Below are 14,893 nucleotides of genomic sequence, written 5' to 3'. Positions count from 1 at the left end.
AATAATTTCAAAAAATCAAAGGTTAAAAATACGCAACTCCCTTTTTTTAGACGAGCGATTGTTTTAAAAATTTTCTATTTTTAAAGAAAATTCAATGCCAGATTTTCCGAACATAATCCTGTACGCCATTCCGTTTTTTATTTTGGCCATGCTGCTAGAATTGTATGTTACTGCTAAGCAACATATTAAGTCTTACGAGACAAAGGATGCATTTTCATCCATTGCTATGGGATTGGGTAATGTGATTCTTGGTTTTGTCAGTAAAGCTCTGGTGTTACTGGTCTTCTTTTTAATTTATGACAATTTTAGACTGTTTGATATTCCTGTAGCGTGGTGGTCTTTTGCCTTATTGTTTTTTCTAGATGACTTTTCATATTATTGGTTTCATCGAATTTCCCATGAGTGTCGCTTGTTTTGGGCGTCGCATGTGGTGCACCATTCCTCGCAGCACTACAATCTAAGTACTGCGTTACGGCAAACGTGGTCTGGTGGTTTTTACACCTTTATTTTTTGGTTATGGTTGCCGTTGTTGGGCTTTCATCCTGCCATGATTTTGTTGCAAATGTCCATTAGTTTACTGTATCAATTTTGGATCCATACCGAAGCCATCAATAAAATGCCTAAATGGTTTGAAGCTGTTTTTAACACACCATCGCACCATCGTGTGCATCATGGTAGCAATCCTATTTATCTAGATAGAAATCATGCAGGCATTTTAATTATATGGGATAAACTCTTTGGGACTTTTCAACCAGAATTAGAAGACGAAAAAGTAACCTACGGTTTGGTAAAGAATATAAAAACCTATAACCCAATTAAAATCGCTTTTATTGAGTGGTGGTACATGTTTAAGGATGCCTTTACAGGCAAAAAATCTGTGAAGAACAGAATACAGTATTTAATTAAGCCACCTGGTTGGAAGCATGATGGTACTGGGAAGGTTTCTGATGATTTGCGGAATGAGTGGTTGAACTCCAACAAATGATTTTCCATCTCAAAAAAGGTAGTTCAATGTTAAGTTAAAATAGGTGTCCTTGGCTAAACGTATATGAACTTAATTTTATAAAGTGGAAGGTTAAGTTAAAGTTGCTATTAATTAAAATATTATTGAGTTATTAACTTGATTGTCATAGCTCAACACTCTCACCAATGTCCAATAACATCAAATCCTTATCCTTATCAAAGAATTTACGTTTGGCGTCTTCGTGGTCTATTTCAATATACCCGAAGGTATCAAAATGATAGCCCAAAATTTTATCGCATTGCACAAAATCACTGGCTATAATGGCGTCCTCTACTCCCATGGTAAAATTATCTCCAATCGGTAAAATGGCTAAATCGAGTTTGGTCTGCATTGGGATGAGTTTCATATCCATCGTTAAAGCCGTATCACCAGCGATATAAATGTTTTTATGTTCTCCTTCAATTATAAAACCACCTGGTTGGCCTCCATAGCTACCATCTGGAAACGACGACGTATGTATGGCATTAACGTATTTTACATTTCCGAATTCAAAATCCCAAGAGCCACCATGGTTCATAGGATGTCCTTCTAAATCTAGGTTTTGATAATGCGTTACGATTTCGTAATTAGAAACAATAACAGCTCCTGTACGTTTGGCAATCGCTTCAACATCTAAAATATGATCTTGATGCGCATGTGTCACTAGAATATAATCTGCTTTAAGACTTTCTATATCAATCTCTGAAGCTTTTTCGTTGCCTGAAATAAACGGATCAACCAGAATATGTATATCTTTAATTTGTAAACCTAAACAGGCGTGACCGTAAAATGTAATTTTCATCTGTTTTAAATTTTAAGGAGTAATACGTCCTTAAATTTAATATAAAATATAGCCAATACCTAACAAGAGCGAAAAGAGAAATGTGGATAATGCCAAGACCTTTAATTGACTGTCAAAGTCATTAGGTTGCTTAGCGGCTTTTATCTTTTTAATGTGAAAGATCAATGGTATAAAAGCGAGTAGATACAAAAAATTGTATGGCGCTACATAATATAGAATTGAGAATATTACCGTAATGACCATAGCACCTATAATGAGAAGAAAATGGTATTGCTTGGCACGGTGAATACCCAACTTAACAGCTAAGGTAATTTTACCAACATTGGCATCTGCATTAAGATCTCGCATATTATTGAGGTTTAAAACACCAACACTCAACAGACCCAAGGCAATTGCAGGTAGTATAACCACATGGTCTATGGTTTGCATGTAAAGTAAGTAACTGCCCATAGTACTCACAAGTCCAAAGAAAACAAACACAAAAATATCTCCCAATGCCCTGTAACCATAAGGTGAATCTCCCATGGTGTAATTTAATGCGGCATATACTGAAATACCACCCAAAAAAACAAATAATAATAAAAACAAAAAATTAGTGGGGCCAAAAGCAGCTAAAATTAGGGACAGCGTTAAAATAATGACCACTACAATATTAAACTTAATGGCATCGAGCATTTCATTTGGAGTGATTTTACCACTTTGTACAGCGCGACGTGGCCCAACACGATCATCATTATCCGCTCCGTTAACACTATCTCCGTAGTCATTGGCTAAATTAGAAAGTATTTGTAGGCTTATGGTTGTTAAAATAGCCAATACTAAAACCCACCAGTTAAAACGACCATTGTAACTGGCGAAACAAGTGCCGACAATAATTCCTGAAACAGAAAGCGGTAAGGTTCTTAGTCGCATGGCAGAAAGCCATGGTTTAATTTCTTTCATTCAAAATGTGTTAGATTATGGAATCCATTTCTTATCGAAGTTGGGTTTCCTTTTCTCTAAAAAGGCATCTCTTCCTTCTTTTGCCTCATCTGTCATATAGGCTAACCTTGTAGCTTCACCAGCAAACACCTGTTGCCCAACCATTCCGTCGTCCGTAAGGTTCATAGCAAACTTTAGCATCTTAATTGAAGTTGGCGATTTAGCTAATATTTCTTGTGCCCATTCATAAGCAGTCGTTTCCAAATCAGCATGTGGAATAACCGCATTGACCATTCCCATTTCATAAGCTTCTTGGGCTGAATAGTTTCTTCCGAGGAAAAATATTTCACGTGCTTTTTTCTGACCTACCATTTTGGCTAAGTATGCCGAACCATAGCCACCATCAAAACTGGTGACGTCTGCGTCAGTTTGTTTAAAAATAGCGTGTTCTTTACTGGCAAGGGTTAGATCGCATACCACATGTAAACTGTGACCTCCACCAACGGCCCAACCCGGTACAACAGCTATAACTGCCTTTGGCATAAAACGGATAAGACGTTGAACTTCCAATATATTTAAACGATGGTAACCATCCTCACCTACATAACCTTGGTGCCCTCTTGCTTTTTGGTCACCACCAGAGCAGAAACTCCAGATACCATCCTTTGATGACGGACCTTCAGCACTCAGCAAAACCACGCCAATATTTACATCTTCATTGGCATCATAAAATGCGTCGTAAAGTTCTGAAGTTGTCTTTGGGCGAAAGGCATTTCGTACGTCTGGGCGATTAAAAGCAATTCTGGCTACTCCATTACTTTTATGATATGTTATATCTTCATAAGACTTGGCAACTTTCCAATCTATATGACTCATATTTTTCAATATTTTGACAACAAAAATAAGGAATTAATAATAATGAATTAAAGGTAATTTTTATTTGATTTTTTAAGGTGCAATAATATATTTACATACCCTTATTATTAACCCTAACCTTAATCAATAATGATTAATGAACTTAACCTGAAGAGCAAAAAATATCGTGTTTACAAATCTGAAATAGGCGATTTATACCTCTTTGATAATTATGTTATCACCAACTTCAACGAAGGTGTAGATCTTAATTATGCTAACTTCTATGAAGCTGGCCTCGAAATAAGGAATCACTTTATGGATAAGCCGTTTGGCTATATTGCCAACAGAAATAATTCCTATTCCATAAACCTACATGATGTTACAATTTTCAACAAAGCCTTTCCTAACTTAAAAGCGTATGCTATTGTTACTTACAATACTTTAACTGAAAGAGTATTTGAAATTGAAAATCACTTTTTCACCTCAAACCGACAAGCGTTCAAGAATATTAATGATGCTATTGCATGGGTTGAGGAAATCCTGTCTTAACAACTAAAATTATTGTATAGTACAATTCTTATAGTGTTTTAATTTTCAATATCTTAAGTGACCTTTTTAAAATTAATGTGTCACATAATAGGCGCTTATTTAAAGTGCTGAAAATTTAGTTGTTAATTAAAGACATATAGTAATGACAATTGCAAACTCTAACGTTGCATCTCAAATTGTTAAACAAACACAATCAGACGTAGGTACCGTGCACTTCTTTGACCATTTGGCTGTTGTAGAATTTAATGAAGGGACGCACATAGATCTAAAATCAGTGAGACAAACACTTGATGATGTTCTGAATCATTTTGGGTATTCTAAGCCCTTCGGAATTATAGCAAATAGAGTCAACTCTTATTCTATTTCTTTACTAGATATAAAAGATGCTAGAGCTACTCTACCAAACTTAACTGCGTATGGTATCGTTAGCTATAATAGTGCCACAAGAATGAATGCAGAAATTGAAAGTAGTTTTTGTGAGTGGAACGACATTTGCTTTAACAACTTATACGAAGGTCTAGACACCATTCACAAAAGAGTTATAAGAAAAAGTGCTTAGTTTAATCAACCAACCGTATTCCATCTGCTTCAATAGTAATCTGACGCTCTTTGTATAAAGACCCTATGGCTTTTTTAAAGCTCTTTTTACTCATTTGTAAGTGCTCCTTTATGTCTTCTGGACTCGATTTATCGTGTAATGGCAAAAAGCCACTGTTGTCTTGCAACTCATTTAATATATGTTCTGCATTTGGCTCTATATTTCTATAGCCTATTTGGCTTAAGGAAATATCCAGCTTATTATCGTGGCGTACTTTCTTCACTATTCCTTTTAGTCGATCACCAACACTAATGTCTTTATAAATATCGTCGTTGAATACTAGGCCAAGATGTTTTTTGTTTACGATGACATTCATTCCTATTTCTGAAGGATGCGATACTATTAAATCCACCTCATCAAATTGGGAGACCGTTAATTCCTTGTTGTCTAAAAAATGATTGGTTTTACTCGAAGCTACCAAACGCTCCGTTTCTTCATCTAAATAACAATGTACCAAATACCAGCCACCTGCTTTCATTTTAAAGGCTTGCTCCTTAAATGGGCAGAACAATTCCTTTACCAAACCCCAATCTAAAAAAGCTCCGAAATTAGTTACCTGGTTACAGCGCAATAAAGCAAAATCACCTTTTTTTATATAAGGCGTGTCGGTTGTAGCTACTGGTCGCTCTTCATTATCTAAATACACAAATACCTCAATCTTATCGCCTATTTCAAATTCTTCTGGCACATAACGATTAGGCAAGAGTACCTCGCCATCCTCACCATCACCCAAAAACAAACCCGGTTCTCTATCCCTAAGTATTTCTAATGTATTGTATTCGCCTAAATGTATCATGATGCAAAGGTATTGATATTAGTACAAAGAAAAAGCGCTATAATTAAAATTATAACGCTTCTTTTATATTTAAAAATCTATCTATTAGTAAACAGACGCTTTATTAAAATGCTTACATAATAAGTAATATACCACAGCTCTATATTTGTTTCTGTTAGATTGACCGTAAGTATCCATGACAGACGCAATAGCTTTATCTAAATCAGCGCTATCCTTTAAGCCTAATTTTTTGATTAAATAGTTATTCTTAACCGTTGCCAACTCACTCTCATCAGAACCTGATACTGTAGATGAATCAGCATTATAAATTGAAGGACCTAAACCTACAGTTACTTTGGTCAATAAATCCATATCTGGATTTACACCACATTTTTCCTTTAAATCTGCTGCATATTTTGCAATTAACTCGTCTCTTTTACTCATTGTAATAATTGTTTTAGTTTAAATAAATTATCTCACTAAAGGTAAGTATTTTTTAGACACATTAAAAATAGACAAGTCACATCTTAGGCAGATTTAACTTTAAGTTTACTTAATAAATTTAAAGTAATCTAGAAGAATTTCATCATTAACAGTTGAAGGAGTAAAAACTTCTAACAATTTAGGTTGACTAGATACTGAATAAAAAGAATCTAAGCTTTCATTTAATGCCGCTTCATTTGATACATTATGATATTCAAAACCATACATTTCACAAAGTTGCTTTGCTGTTAACGGATGTTTGGTTTCAAAATAAGTATCAAAATTTTCAGTGTTTTTATGACCTGGTAAGATTCTAAAGATGCCACCACCTCCGTTATTTATAACTATAATTCTAAAACTGTTAGGTATGTAATTGTTCCACAAGGCATTACTATCATAAAAGAAGCTCAAATCGCCCGTTATAAAAGTGACACGTTGGTTACTCAAAACTGCTGACCCAATGGCTGTACTTGTACTACCATCAATACCACTAGTACCTCTATTACAGAAAACACTAATGTCTTTTCGTAATTGAAATAACTGGGTATATCGAATGGCTGAACTATTACCAACCTGTAACTGACTATCTTTAGGAATACTTTTTAATATCGAATCAAAAGCCTTGAAGTCTGAAAAGGAAATGGTTTTTAAATAAGATTGATGGCGTTTTCGTCGCTTCTCTCGTACAGATAACCAAGACGATTTATAGGTGCTTTTTGTATGGTGTGTTACTTTAGACAAAAATGTTTCTAAAAAAGTATTTGGAGTCAACTGAACATGTTTACTCAAGCTAAAAAAAGTATCATTAGCCCTTAACATATCCACATGCCAGTGATGTTCTGGCTTATACTGTCTTAGAAATGCCTTAATCTTTTTTGAAACGACCAAACCTCCAAAGGTTAAAAGAATATCTGGTTGTAATGCTTTAAATTCTTCGGCCTCTAATGGTGCAATGATTTTATCTATACTTGGGAAAAAATCTGGATGATTTAGATTAGAAGTCGTTTCTGTAAAAACCAAAATACTGTCATCATCCGCTATCTGCTGAATCCATTGTTCTTCAATAGAATTGGGTTGAAGCACACCTACCAAAATCATTTTACGTTTAGCACTGTGCCATAGATCCAATAAACTATCAATTTCAAAATCATCAATCTTCTCTATTCTGCTTTTTAAATTAAAAGGCTTTGGCTTAATTGTTAACTCCTCAACAGTATCATACAATGGTTCGTCAAAAGGTATGTTTATATGTACAGGAGCAGATTCCAATTTCGCTACAGTTAAAGCATCATGGATTTCGGATTCGTTATAGGTCTGTATATCTTTCTGTAGACCTAAAAAGTACTCGAGTTTGTTTTCTATACTTTTAAGAATCGGCAACTCATCATCTTTATTTCTACGCTTGTTTTCTAGTAAGTCTAATTTTAGGTTCGCATTGTATAAACTATGCTCACCATAAACATTTTTCTGCTTTATGGTTTGCCCATCACCAATACCAATGAGGTGTTTTGGTCTATCAGCAGAAATTACCACCAACGGTATACGACTGTAATATGCTTCTGAAACTGCAGGATAATAATTCAGTAAAGCACTTCCCGAAGTGCAAACCACAGCAACAGGTTCTTGCAGCTGTTGGGCAATTCCCAATGCGAAAAAAGCGGCACAGCGCTCATCAACTATGCTATAGCATTCAAAAAAATCATCGTGAGTAAACCCAATGGTTAAAGGTGCATTTCTACTTCCAGGAGATATAACAATGTGCTTAATATTATGCGTTTTGCATAAGGTGACTACCGTCTGGGACAAGGGAATTTTAGAATGCTTCATCTATTTGCAAAGGTAAGAAATATCAATGGCTTTATTCCAGTACTTTATTGATCGTTTTGGTCTTATTTACCGTTTCTTCCCATTCATTTTCAGAAACGGAATCCTTGGTAATTCCACCACCTACATAAATTAAGGCATCACCATGCTTTATCTGCATGCAACGTAAATTTACATAGAAGTTAGACTGTGTTTTAACTACTGTATAGGCATTATTCTCAACATTCCGTCTATTGGTATTTCTGGTTCTGGAATGTTTCAAATTCAGTTCACCCAAAAATCCTGTGTAATACTCACGATTGTAATTTTCATGATGAAGAATAAATTCTTTTGATGCTTCCTTTGGATAGCCACAAACAGCAGGTGTTGGGTGCAAAGCTTCAATAATAGATTTTAAATCTGTTGTGTCATTAATACGACTTGTAACTCTTGATTTTAGATGAAGTAAACTTCCTGCTTTAACCGTTTCCGCCTCTGTTACATTAACTTTACTAGAGTATGGTTCTATTTGTTTCTTAATATAATCTACTACTATTTGCTGTTCTTCTATTTCCTTAGCATTCCAAGACACTTCTTTTCCAGTTTGCGTTGCTTGCGTACCAGCCAATGCTATGGTTGTTAATTGCTTACCTTCTAACTTAAACAATAATTCTGGTGTGGCACCAAGCCATAAGCCTATTTTTGGGTGATACCAACAATAGACCATTGCATTTTTATAGGTATTGAACAATCGTTTAAAAATGGCTAAAGGATTATTGGTTTGCGTGGCTTTTTTTACTAGCCTAGACAAGACCACCTTTTCTAAGTCTCCTTTTTTAATAGTCTCTATACCTTTTGAAACTAATGCTAAGTGGTTGTCTTTAGCTTGAGCATCAATAGAAGTGGTGTTGATTTCTGTCTCTAAGTCGAGATGAGAAGCTTCTAGCGTGTAATGTTGGCAATGCTCCTGAGGTAGAAGAATACTGTCATTATTCAAATCAAAAGGTGCAAAGACAAAACCGCTTTCTGTAAAATTTGACGTCGTGTGCAACGCATCATCATACTGCAACCAACATTTTATAACTGAATTGATCGGTCTGCTATAAACCGCAAATGGTAGTTGATTTTTATACTGATTTTCTAGAGTTTCAAAAAATGAATCTACCGTCATCAACTATTTCTTTTTTGGCAGTGAAATGGTTGACAATCGACAAATGGATATTAAGTTATCGGCTTCATCGGTGACTCTAATATCCAGAAGCTGCGTTGTGCGTCCCTTATGCAAAAAAGTCGCTTTGGCATAGACATAGCCTTCACTAATACTTTTGATGTGATTGGCAGTAATTTCTAACCCTCTGACAAAGTACTTTTCTCTATCTGTAAAGATTAAAGCTGCGAAACTGCCCACACTTTCTGCTAATGCTGCCGTTGCACCACCATGTAAAACACCATCGGGTTGATGTACTCTTGGCGTCACTGGCATTTTTGCCACAAGAAAATCTTCTCCATAGTCCGTCATCTCAATATTTAAGGTTTCTAATAAGGTATTTTTACTCGCAGCATTGGCTTTGGCGATTAATTCTTCTTTAGATATTTGCATAGAAAACAGTATTTTTAAAGTCGTTTACAAAAATACTGAAACTACCAAGAATAATGAATTCGGAAGAAAAAGAAATCACCTACCAAACTAGCAACTCCTACTCTACTTTAAACCAACTTACAGAACGTACTAAAAACGTGTGGTTTGTATGCCATGGTATGGGTTATTTGAGTCGCTATTTTTTGAAATATTTTAAAGAATTAAATGCTGAAGAAAATTACATCATCGCTCCTCAAGCTCCAAGCAAATACTATATTCAGCCGAAAATGCATGTTGGCGCTAATTGGTTAACGCGAGACAACACCAAAGCCGGAACCAAAAACATTATGAATTATTTTGATGCCATTTTTGAAGCTGAGGAAATTCCTGAAGATGCCAACTTTATTGTTTTTGGCTATTCACAAGGTGTCAGTGTTGCTATGCGATATATGGCTAAACGACAGTTGCAATGTCATCAACTGGTGTTGCATTCTGGTGGTATTCCTAAAGAGTTAACAGCGGAAGATTTTGCGTACTTGGATGAAGACACAAAAGTAAAATTGATTTACGGTACTGAAGATGAGTATTTGAATACAGCTCGTATTGAAGAAGAATCTGCCAGAGCTATTAACCTTTTTGGAGATCGTGTTACGATTCTTCCTTTTGAAGGGAAACATGTGGTTAATGTGGATTATATTAATAATTTGGTTTGAGTCTGTCATTCCTGCGCAGGCAGGAATCTAATTATATTATAATACAACATATCATTGAGCAATTTCGATTGTGTTTAAATGTGAACACACGCGTTTCTCTAAAGCTTTAGCGTAAGAACAGTCGAAGTGCTATTGTATTTAAGAACTTTTTATTTCATTCATTTTGTCTTGATACAAAACGAATCAAAAAATCAAAACGATTTGTTAGGAAATTGCAAAGCACCATTCACTAATATATCATGAGTTTATTTTCAATTTATATTTTACCTTTCAATCCTTGAATATAGTTTTAATAGTCTTTTGGGCTCATTATTTCTGAAAATCGTTGCTTCCGACGTTGTCGGAATTTCAAGTCAATAAGAATATTTTAGTTTTGATTTATGAACATACCAACCCTAGAAAACAGTAGAGTAAAACTTAGTCTCTTAGACCTGAGCAACTACAAACATTTAGAATCCATTGCCCAAGAAAAAGATCTCATTTTCTATTCTCCATCAGATATTTCTTCACCAGAAAAACTGAGGGACTATGTACAAGTGGCTGTGGATGGCTATTACCATAAAACCACAATTCCGTTTCTAGTTTATGATAAAGAAAAGCAAGCTTATGCTGGTTCTACGCGTTTTGGACTCATCAATTGGAACAACAAAGTGTTGCATATCGGCTGGACATGGATAGGACACCGTTTTCAAGGTACAGGACTTAATATTAACATGAAGCTTTTAATGCTAGAATATGCTTTTGAAACTCTGGAATTCGAAAAAGTGGAATTCAGGATAGATGAGCGCAATAAAAAATCGCGTATAGCTGTGGAAAAATTGGGTGCAACACTTGAAGGCATCTTAAGAAAGGATACTGTGATGAATGATGGTTTTAGGCGTAGTACTTGTTGTTATGGCATTTTAAAAGAAGAATGGAACACCATTAAAGAAAACCTACAGCGCCTAATCTAAATTATTGGTAACATTCAAAGCAGCTCAATAATTCTTTGGGTAAGCTAATATCATCAGATCCATTTAAAGGTTCTGTTACCTTGCCTTGGTCTTGTATAATGTTATGAAATTTAAGTGCATATGCTTTTAGATCATTTCTGCGACTCTTTATTTTTCCCAATATGTCATCAGCATCCAAATCCCTGATATGTTGAGGCCAAACGTTTAGAGACTCCTCTAAGGCAGCATCAGTAAGCAATTCTTGTAATGCATTAGCTTCTTGTATAAAGAAATCTTTTGGAGTATTCAGCAGAAAATAACGATCAAACGGATATACATAGCCTTCCATATAATCGATATCCTCATCAAAAGGACGCAGTTCTGTTACCACTTCTTTTCGTGATAATATCAATGGAATAATACCTTCTAAATGAAAAAAGGCATTGTCCCTATCACCAGCAATCGGTATCGCTTTATAGATGGAATCCTTTTTTTGAACTGCCCAACCCCATTGTTTGGTGTGTCTGTCCCAATCGCCTATCAACATATCAAACAATCGGCTTCTTACCAATGCTGGAATATCTACATGGAGGCTGTCCTTGAGTTCTAATTTCATTTCCTGTAAATCATCAGTCTCTACAATCTCAACAATATTGTTGTACTTAGTATAATTGATGTCACTTTCGGTTTCATATTCCAATAAATACAGACGATTGCCATAATCCTCATTAAATTGTTTTAATTTGGATTGTTTTGGAACAAAAACCATTTGCGGACTTGTATGCAACACATTGGCTTTTTCAGCCAACTCTGCTACTAAGATTGCGGCAAAAGGATGTTGTGCAGAGATACCATCTACAACAATATTTTCTAAGTTTAATGTTTTTAAAAATTCTGGGATTAATTTTTCTGCATCCTTATTGACGCTACGTAAGGTGTAGGTGACACTATCAGCACCTTTTAGTTTTAGGGAATGCGTCTGTTTGCCACCGCCTTCTTTTAAGATGGTCATACCACCTTTTAGCGTATCTAAAAACACAATGGGCACTTTTACTTTGGCAGACCAAGCCGCTCTGTATTGTTCTCCTTGAAATAATCTTTTAATATCATCGGCTTTGTACAAATCACTTGGCACCAATTCCACGGAGTCGTAATCCCTAAAGTTGGTGGTTTCTAAATCCTCAATGTTTTGGATAATGGCCTTAGTGTATATCTTGTCCGTATTACCGACCGACCAATATAATAGAAATATAAAAACCGTAACAATGATAAGAAGCGTTACGATGATGATGCGTTTAATTTTCAATGGATACGTAAAATTATAGTGTTAGCTTTCAAGTTATAAAGTTAGGTTTTATAACACTATAATTTTAACCTAAATACGTGATTTTAGAACTGATATGAGTTTATCTGAAGTTATAGTTCTTAAAAATTCTTGTATGGAAAAACAATTGTCTTCGCTCGCCTGTCTGCCGACAGGCAGGCAATGACATAGTGTTAGCTTGATTGCTGAAGATTTTTATTCTTTTCTTTAAGAATGGCCAATTGCTTTTCTAAAAAGGTAATGGCCTCTTCGGTTTTATAACTTGCTTTAGAGGCGAAATCCTTTAGGTCTTCCTTAAATTTATCCTTACCAGACTTAGCGGCTTTGGACAGATCGTCTTTAACTTCTGTAAAATCGTCCACCAACTGGTCTTTAATCTCCTTACCTTCTTTTTTAAGTTTGTCTCTGGTAACACTTCCTTTTTCTGGCGCTAAAAGTACACCTGCTGCTGCTCCGATTAGTGCTCCTAAAACGAGCGCTCCTTTATACTGTATCATAATTTTTCTTTTTTTAAACTGTTGAACTTCTGCCTGTTGGTAGACAGGTGTTTTACTTATGTGTCGTAGTAGTTGGTGTTTTGTTACAGATAATTAATTTCCATATATCATATCTTCTGCATTAGGCATAACCTTTCTTACTCGAGTTTTATTTTTAGTTGAAAATTCCATTATCCATAGAGTACCATCTTTTTCAATTAGTCCTCCACTTGGTGACCATCCTTCATCAGAAACAAAAACTGTTGTAATCTCACCTTTGTGGTTAATTTTTTTAACCTTTCCTGCTCCATATAAAGCAACATAAATATTCTTATGCGTGTCCGTCCATAATCCAAAAATGTAATGACGATCTCCAACACCCATAAATGGAGCTCCATTTTCTTTTAAGTTCTCTGCTAAGACCTCAACATTTCCAGAAGGTGTTATTTTTTTAATTTTTAAATTATCAACGACATAAAGATTCTCGTCATTTGTAGAAAAATGCATCCAGCGAATATCATCAAATTGGTGCGATGAGAATTTATAATTATCTCCGTTTACAGACTGCTTCATCAGCACTTCGCCATTTCCTGATTTTTTTGACCAATAGGAATTACCTTCGTTATCTCTTATCAAAGTTGTGTTGTCTAAAAACCCTTCAAAATCTGGAATGACTTTTTCAAAATTACCCTCTTTATTTAGGCACCAAACATAATTTCCCCAGGTGTCTGTTGCTTCACCATTGTACCACTCGTGTTCACCATATAAATTACCATTTGAATCAAGATAGAGCTCATGAGTGTGTACATTTTCAACTGCTATTGTCAATTTTCCTTCCTTAGATATTTTCCAAACATGGGTCAAATCCGTGTAGTAAACATTTCCTTCATTATCCATTACAATTCCGATTCCTGGATGTGCTTCTAGTGAATTTATTATAAAGAAATAGAATAAGAGTAAAATCAACTTTTTCATATTACGTGTTTTAATTAAGATCTAGTTGGTAGATATGAAGCTGTCTTATTAGCTAAGTTATATATTAATCATATAAACTCATTGTCTTTTAACCCTTTATTATAAAATAACCTTATATAATTTAGCAAGATTAGAACAATAAAACACAGAGTTGAAGAACGTGTTTTAGTTATATAGTTTTCTTTTAATCATTTTGGCAGATATGATACGAATACCATTGACAGGATACTTCTGTTTATTAGTCTTAACCTGTGCAATACTATCAACAACATTCATTCCCATAACAACTTCACCAAAAACGGTATAATTTTGATCTAAACGTGGTACACCTCCAATGGTTTTATAAACGTCTCTATGAGCTTCTGGTACGCTGTATTTTTGCATTTTCTCAAGTTCTACAGTAGTTAAAGAATCTACTTTTTTTTGTAGCATAAGAAGTTCGGTAATATCATCTTCGCTTACTTCTTCGTCTGGTAGTGCAATTAGTTTTTGATATTTAGAAAATTCTTGCTTAAATTCTGGTTGATTAAAAACACTGTTCTTAGCCGTTAAAAAATTAATCTTTTCTGTGTGATTATCTATAGTGCTATCCGTTTGTTTTCCTGTTTGGATAATGTAAAACTGAAAACCACTGGACGAACGACTTGGATTCATGATATCTGGGCTTCTGGCCGCTCCTAAAGCACCACGTTTATGAAAAAGGTTGTTGTTGAACTCAGCTTCAATTGTATATGATAATTCTGGATCACCTTTAGGATTATAGGTTTGTGACATTTTACTCGTTGGGTTCCCAGCCTGAATGACATAATCATTTATTACCCGATGAAAAGCAATACCTTCATAAAATTTTTGATTCACTAACTTGATAAAGTTATTGCGATGCTTTGGTGTTTCATCAGATAAACGCAAAATAATTGTACCAAAATCGGTTAGCATCTCAACGTCTTTTGATAAGTCGCTTTGTTTTACGCCTTCTTCTATTTCCTTGTCACATCCAAGAACAGCGAGGATTAAAAACCCCATGAGACATTTTGTAAAAACTTTCATAATTATGTTTTTAGTTTTTCTAATTTTTATATTGAACTATCATGACATAATCGAAATT

General features: G+C 34.9%; 17 protein-coding genes. 5 read left to right on the top strand and 12 right to left on the bottom strand.

Features of this window, described 5'->3' with window-relative positions; all coding sequences use genetic code 11:
• The first annotated feature begins 94 nt into the window (after positions 1 to 94).
• A complete protein-coding gene (locus ACQ65V_RS11620) occupies positions 95 to 985 on the top strand; it encodes a sterol desaturase family protein (protein WP_430468027.1) in 891 nt (296 codons plus the stop codon).
• A 142-nt stretch (positions 986 to 1,127) separates the two neighbouring features.
• Here ACQ65V_RS11620 and ACQ65V_RS11615 read toward each other — a convergent pair whose 3' ends face one another.
• Genes ACQ65V_RS11615 through ACQ65V_RS11605 form a run of 3 tightly spaced genes read right to left on the bottom strand, consistent with a single transcriptional unit; the run spans position 1,128 to position 3,602 of the window.
• Entirely contained in the window at positions 1,128 to 1,805 is a 678-nt protein-coding gene (locus ACQ65V_RS11615) for a metal-dependent hydrolase (protein ID WP_430468026.1), read from the bottom strand.
• A 36-nt stretch (positions 1,806 to 1,841) separates the two neighbouring features.
• Positions 1,842 to 2,747: a 1,4-dihydroxy-2-naphthoate octaprenyltransferase gene (menA, locus tag ACQ65V_RS11610; RefSeq protein WP_155087318.1), complete on the bottom strand. Its 906-nt coding sequence runs from the start codon at positions 2,745 to 2,747 to the stop codon at positions 1,842 to 1,844.
• Positions 2,748 to 2,762: 15 nt separating this feature from the next.
• Entirely contained in the window at positions 2,763 to 3,602 is an 840-nt protein-coding gene (locus tag ACQ65V_RS11605) for a 1,4-dihydroxy-2-naphthoyl-CoA synthase (protein WP_155087317.1), read from the bottom strand.
• Positions 3,603 to 3,731: 129 nt separating this feature from the next.
• Between ACQ65V_RS11605 and ACQ65V_RS11600 the strand changes: the two genes are divergently transcribed.
• Together ACQ65V_RS11600 and ACQ65V_RS11595 are read left to right on the top strand one after the other, a co-directional pair.
• Positions 3,732 to 4,130 carry a hypothetical protein gene (locus ACQ65V_RS11600; RefSeq protein ID WP_412561051.1) on the top strand — a complete coding sequence of 133 codons (399 nt, stop codon included), beginning with the start codon at positions 3,732 to 3,734 and terminating at the stop codon, positions 4,128 to 4,130.
• Between the two features lie 142 nt (positions 4,131 to 4,272).
• Positions 4,273 to 4,689, top strand: coding sequence for a hypothetical protein (locus tag ACQ65V_RS11595; protein ID WP_430468025.1), 417 nt, complete (start codon positions 4,273 to 4,275; stop codon positions 4,687 to 4,689).
• 1 nt (position 4,690) lies between these two features.
• On the opposite strand, the gene ACQ65V_RS11590 is transcribed toward ACQ65V_RS11595, so the two are convergent.
• The 5 genes from ACQ65V_RS11590 to ACQ65V_RS11570 form a co-directional block, all read right to left on the bottom strand.
• Positions 4,691 to 5,524, bottom strand: coding sequence for a CvfB family protein (locus tag ACQ65V_RS11590; RefSeq protein ID WP_430468024.1), 834 nt, complete (start codon positions 5,522 to 5,524; stop codon positions 4,691 to 4,693).
• Between the two features lie 84 nt (positions 5,525 to 5,608).
• On the bottom strand, positions 5,609 to 5,947 hold the full coding sequence (locus ACQ65V_RS11585) for a DUF2853 family protein (protein ID WP_155087313.1): 339 nt from the start codon (positions 5,945 to 5,947) through the stop codon (positions 5,609 to 5,611).
• Positions 5,948 to 6,052: 105 nt separating this feature from the next.
• Positions 6,053 to 7,813, bottom strand: a complete 1,761-nt coding sequence (menD, locus tag ACQ65V_RS11580; RefSeq protein ID WP_430468023.1) for a 2-succinyl-5-enolpyruvyl-6-hydroxy-3-cyclohexene-1-carboxylate synthase — start codon at positions 7,811 to 7,813, stop codon at positions 6,053 to 6,055.
• A 31-nt stretch (positions 7,814 to 7,844) separates the two neighbouring features.
• On the bottom strand, positions 7,845 to 8,960 hold the full coding sequence (locus ACQ65V_RS11575) for a chorismate-binding protein (protein WP_430468022.1): 1,116 nt from the start codon (positions 8,958 to 8,960) through the stop codon (positions 7,845 to 7,847).
• A 3-nt stretch (positions 8,961 to 8,963) separates the two neighbouring features.
• Positions 8,964 to 9,389 carry a PaaI family thioesterase gene (locus ACQ65V_RS11570; protein WP_430468021.1) on the bottom strand — a complete coding sequence of 142 codons (426 nt, stop codon included), beginning with the start codon at positions 9,387 to 9,389 and terminating at the stop codon, positions 8,964 to 8,966.
• A gap of 53 nt (positions 9,390 to 9,442) precedes the next feature.
• Here ACQ65V_RS11570 and ACQ65V_RS11565 point away from each other — a divergent pair, with 53 nt between their 5' ends.
• Both ACQ65V_RS11565 and ACQ65V_RS11560 read left to right on the top strand, forming a co-directional pair.
• Complete coding sequence (locus ACQ65V_RS11565; RefSeq protein WP_430468020.1) at positions 9,443 to 10,081, top strand: alpha/beta hydrolase; 639 nt, start codon at positions 9,443 to 9,445, stop codon at positions 10,079 to 10,081.
• Positions 10,082 to 10,461: 380 nt separating this feature from the next.
• On the top strand, positions 10,462 to 11,034 hold the full coding sequence (locus ACQ65V_RS11560) for a GNAT family N-acetyltransferase (RefSeq protein WP_430468019.1): 573 nt from the start codon (positions 10,462 to 10,464) through the stop codon (positions 11,032 to 11,034).
• A 1-nt stretch (position 11,035) separates the two neighbouring features.
• Here the strand turns inward: ACQ65V_RS11560 and ACQ65V_RS11555 are convergent, their stop codons facing one another.
• The 4 genes from ACQ65V_RS11555 to ACQ65V_RS11540 all read right to left on the bottom strand — a co-directional run bounded on the left by ACQ65V_RS11555 (position 11,036) and on the right by ACQ65V_RS11540 (position 14,835).
• On the bottom strand, positions 11,036 to 12,319 hold the full coding sequence (locus ACQ65V_RS11555) for a hypothetical protein (protein ID WP_430468018.1): 1,284 nt from the start codon (positions 12,317 to 12,319) through the stop codon (positions 11,036 to 11,038).
• A 191-nt stretch (positions 12,320 to 12,510) separates the two neighbouring features.
• On the bottom strand, positions 12,511 to 12,834 hold the full coding sequence (locus ACQ65V_RS11550; RefSeq protein WP_430468017.1) for a YtxH domain-containing protein: 324 nt from the start codon (positions 12,832 to 12,834) through the stop codon (positions 12,511 to 12,513).
• Between the two features lie 93 nt (positions 12,835 to 12,927).
• Entirely contained in the window at positions 12,928 to 13,788 is an 861-nt protein-coding gene (locus ACQ65V_RS11545; RefSeq protein ID WP_430468016.1) for a hypothetical protein, read from the bottom strand.
• A gap of 165 nt (positions 13,789 to 13,953) precedes the next feature.
• Complete coding sequence (locus ACQ65V_RS11540) at positions 13,954 to 14,835, bottom strand: peptidylprolyl isomerase (RefSeq protein ID WP_430468015.1); 882 nt, start codon at positions 14,833 to 14,835, stop codon at positions 13,954 to 13,956.
• Positions 14,836 to 14,893 lie beyond the last annotated feature (58 nt).

It is taken from the genome of Winogradskyella ouciana (assembly GCF_965284585.1).
GTDB lineage: Bacteria > Bacteroidota > Bacteroidia > Flavobacteriales > Flavobacteriaceae > Winogradskyella > Winogradskyella ouciana.
The sequence above is the reverse complement of the archived record's forward strand: the minus strand, read 5'-3'. Positions and strand labels throughout refer to the sequence as shown.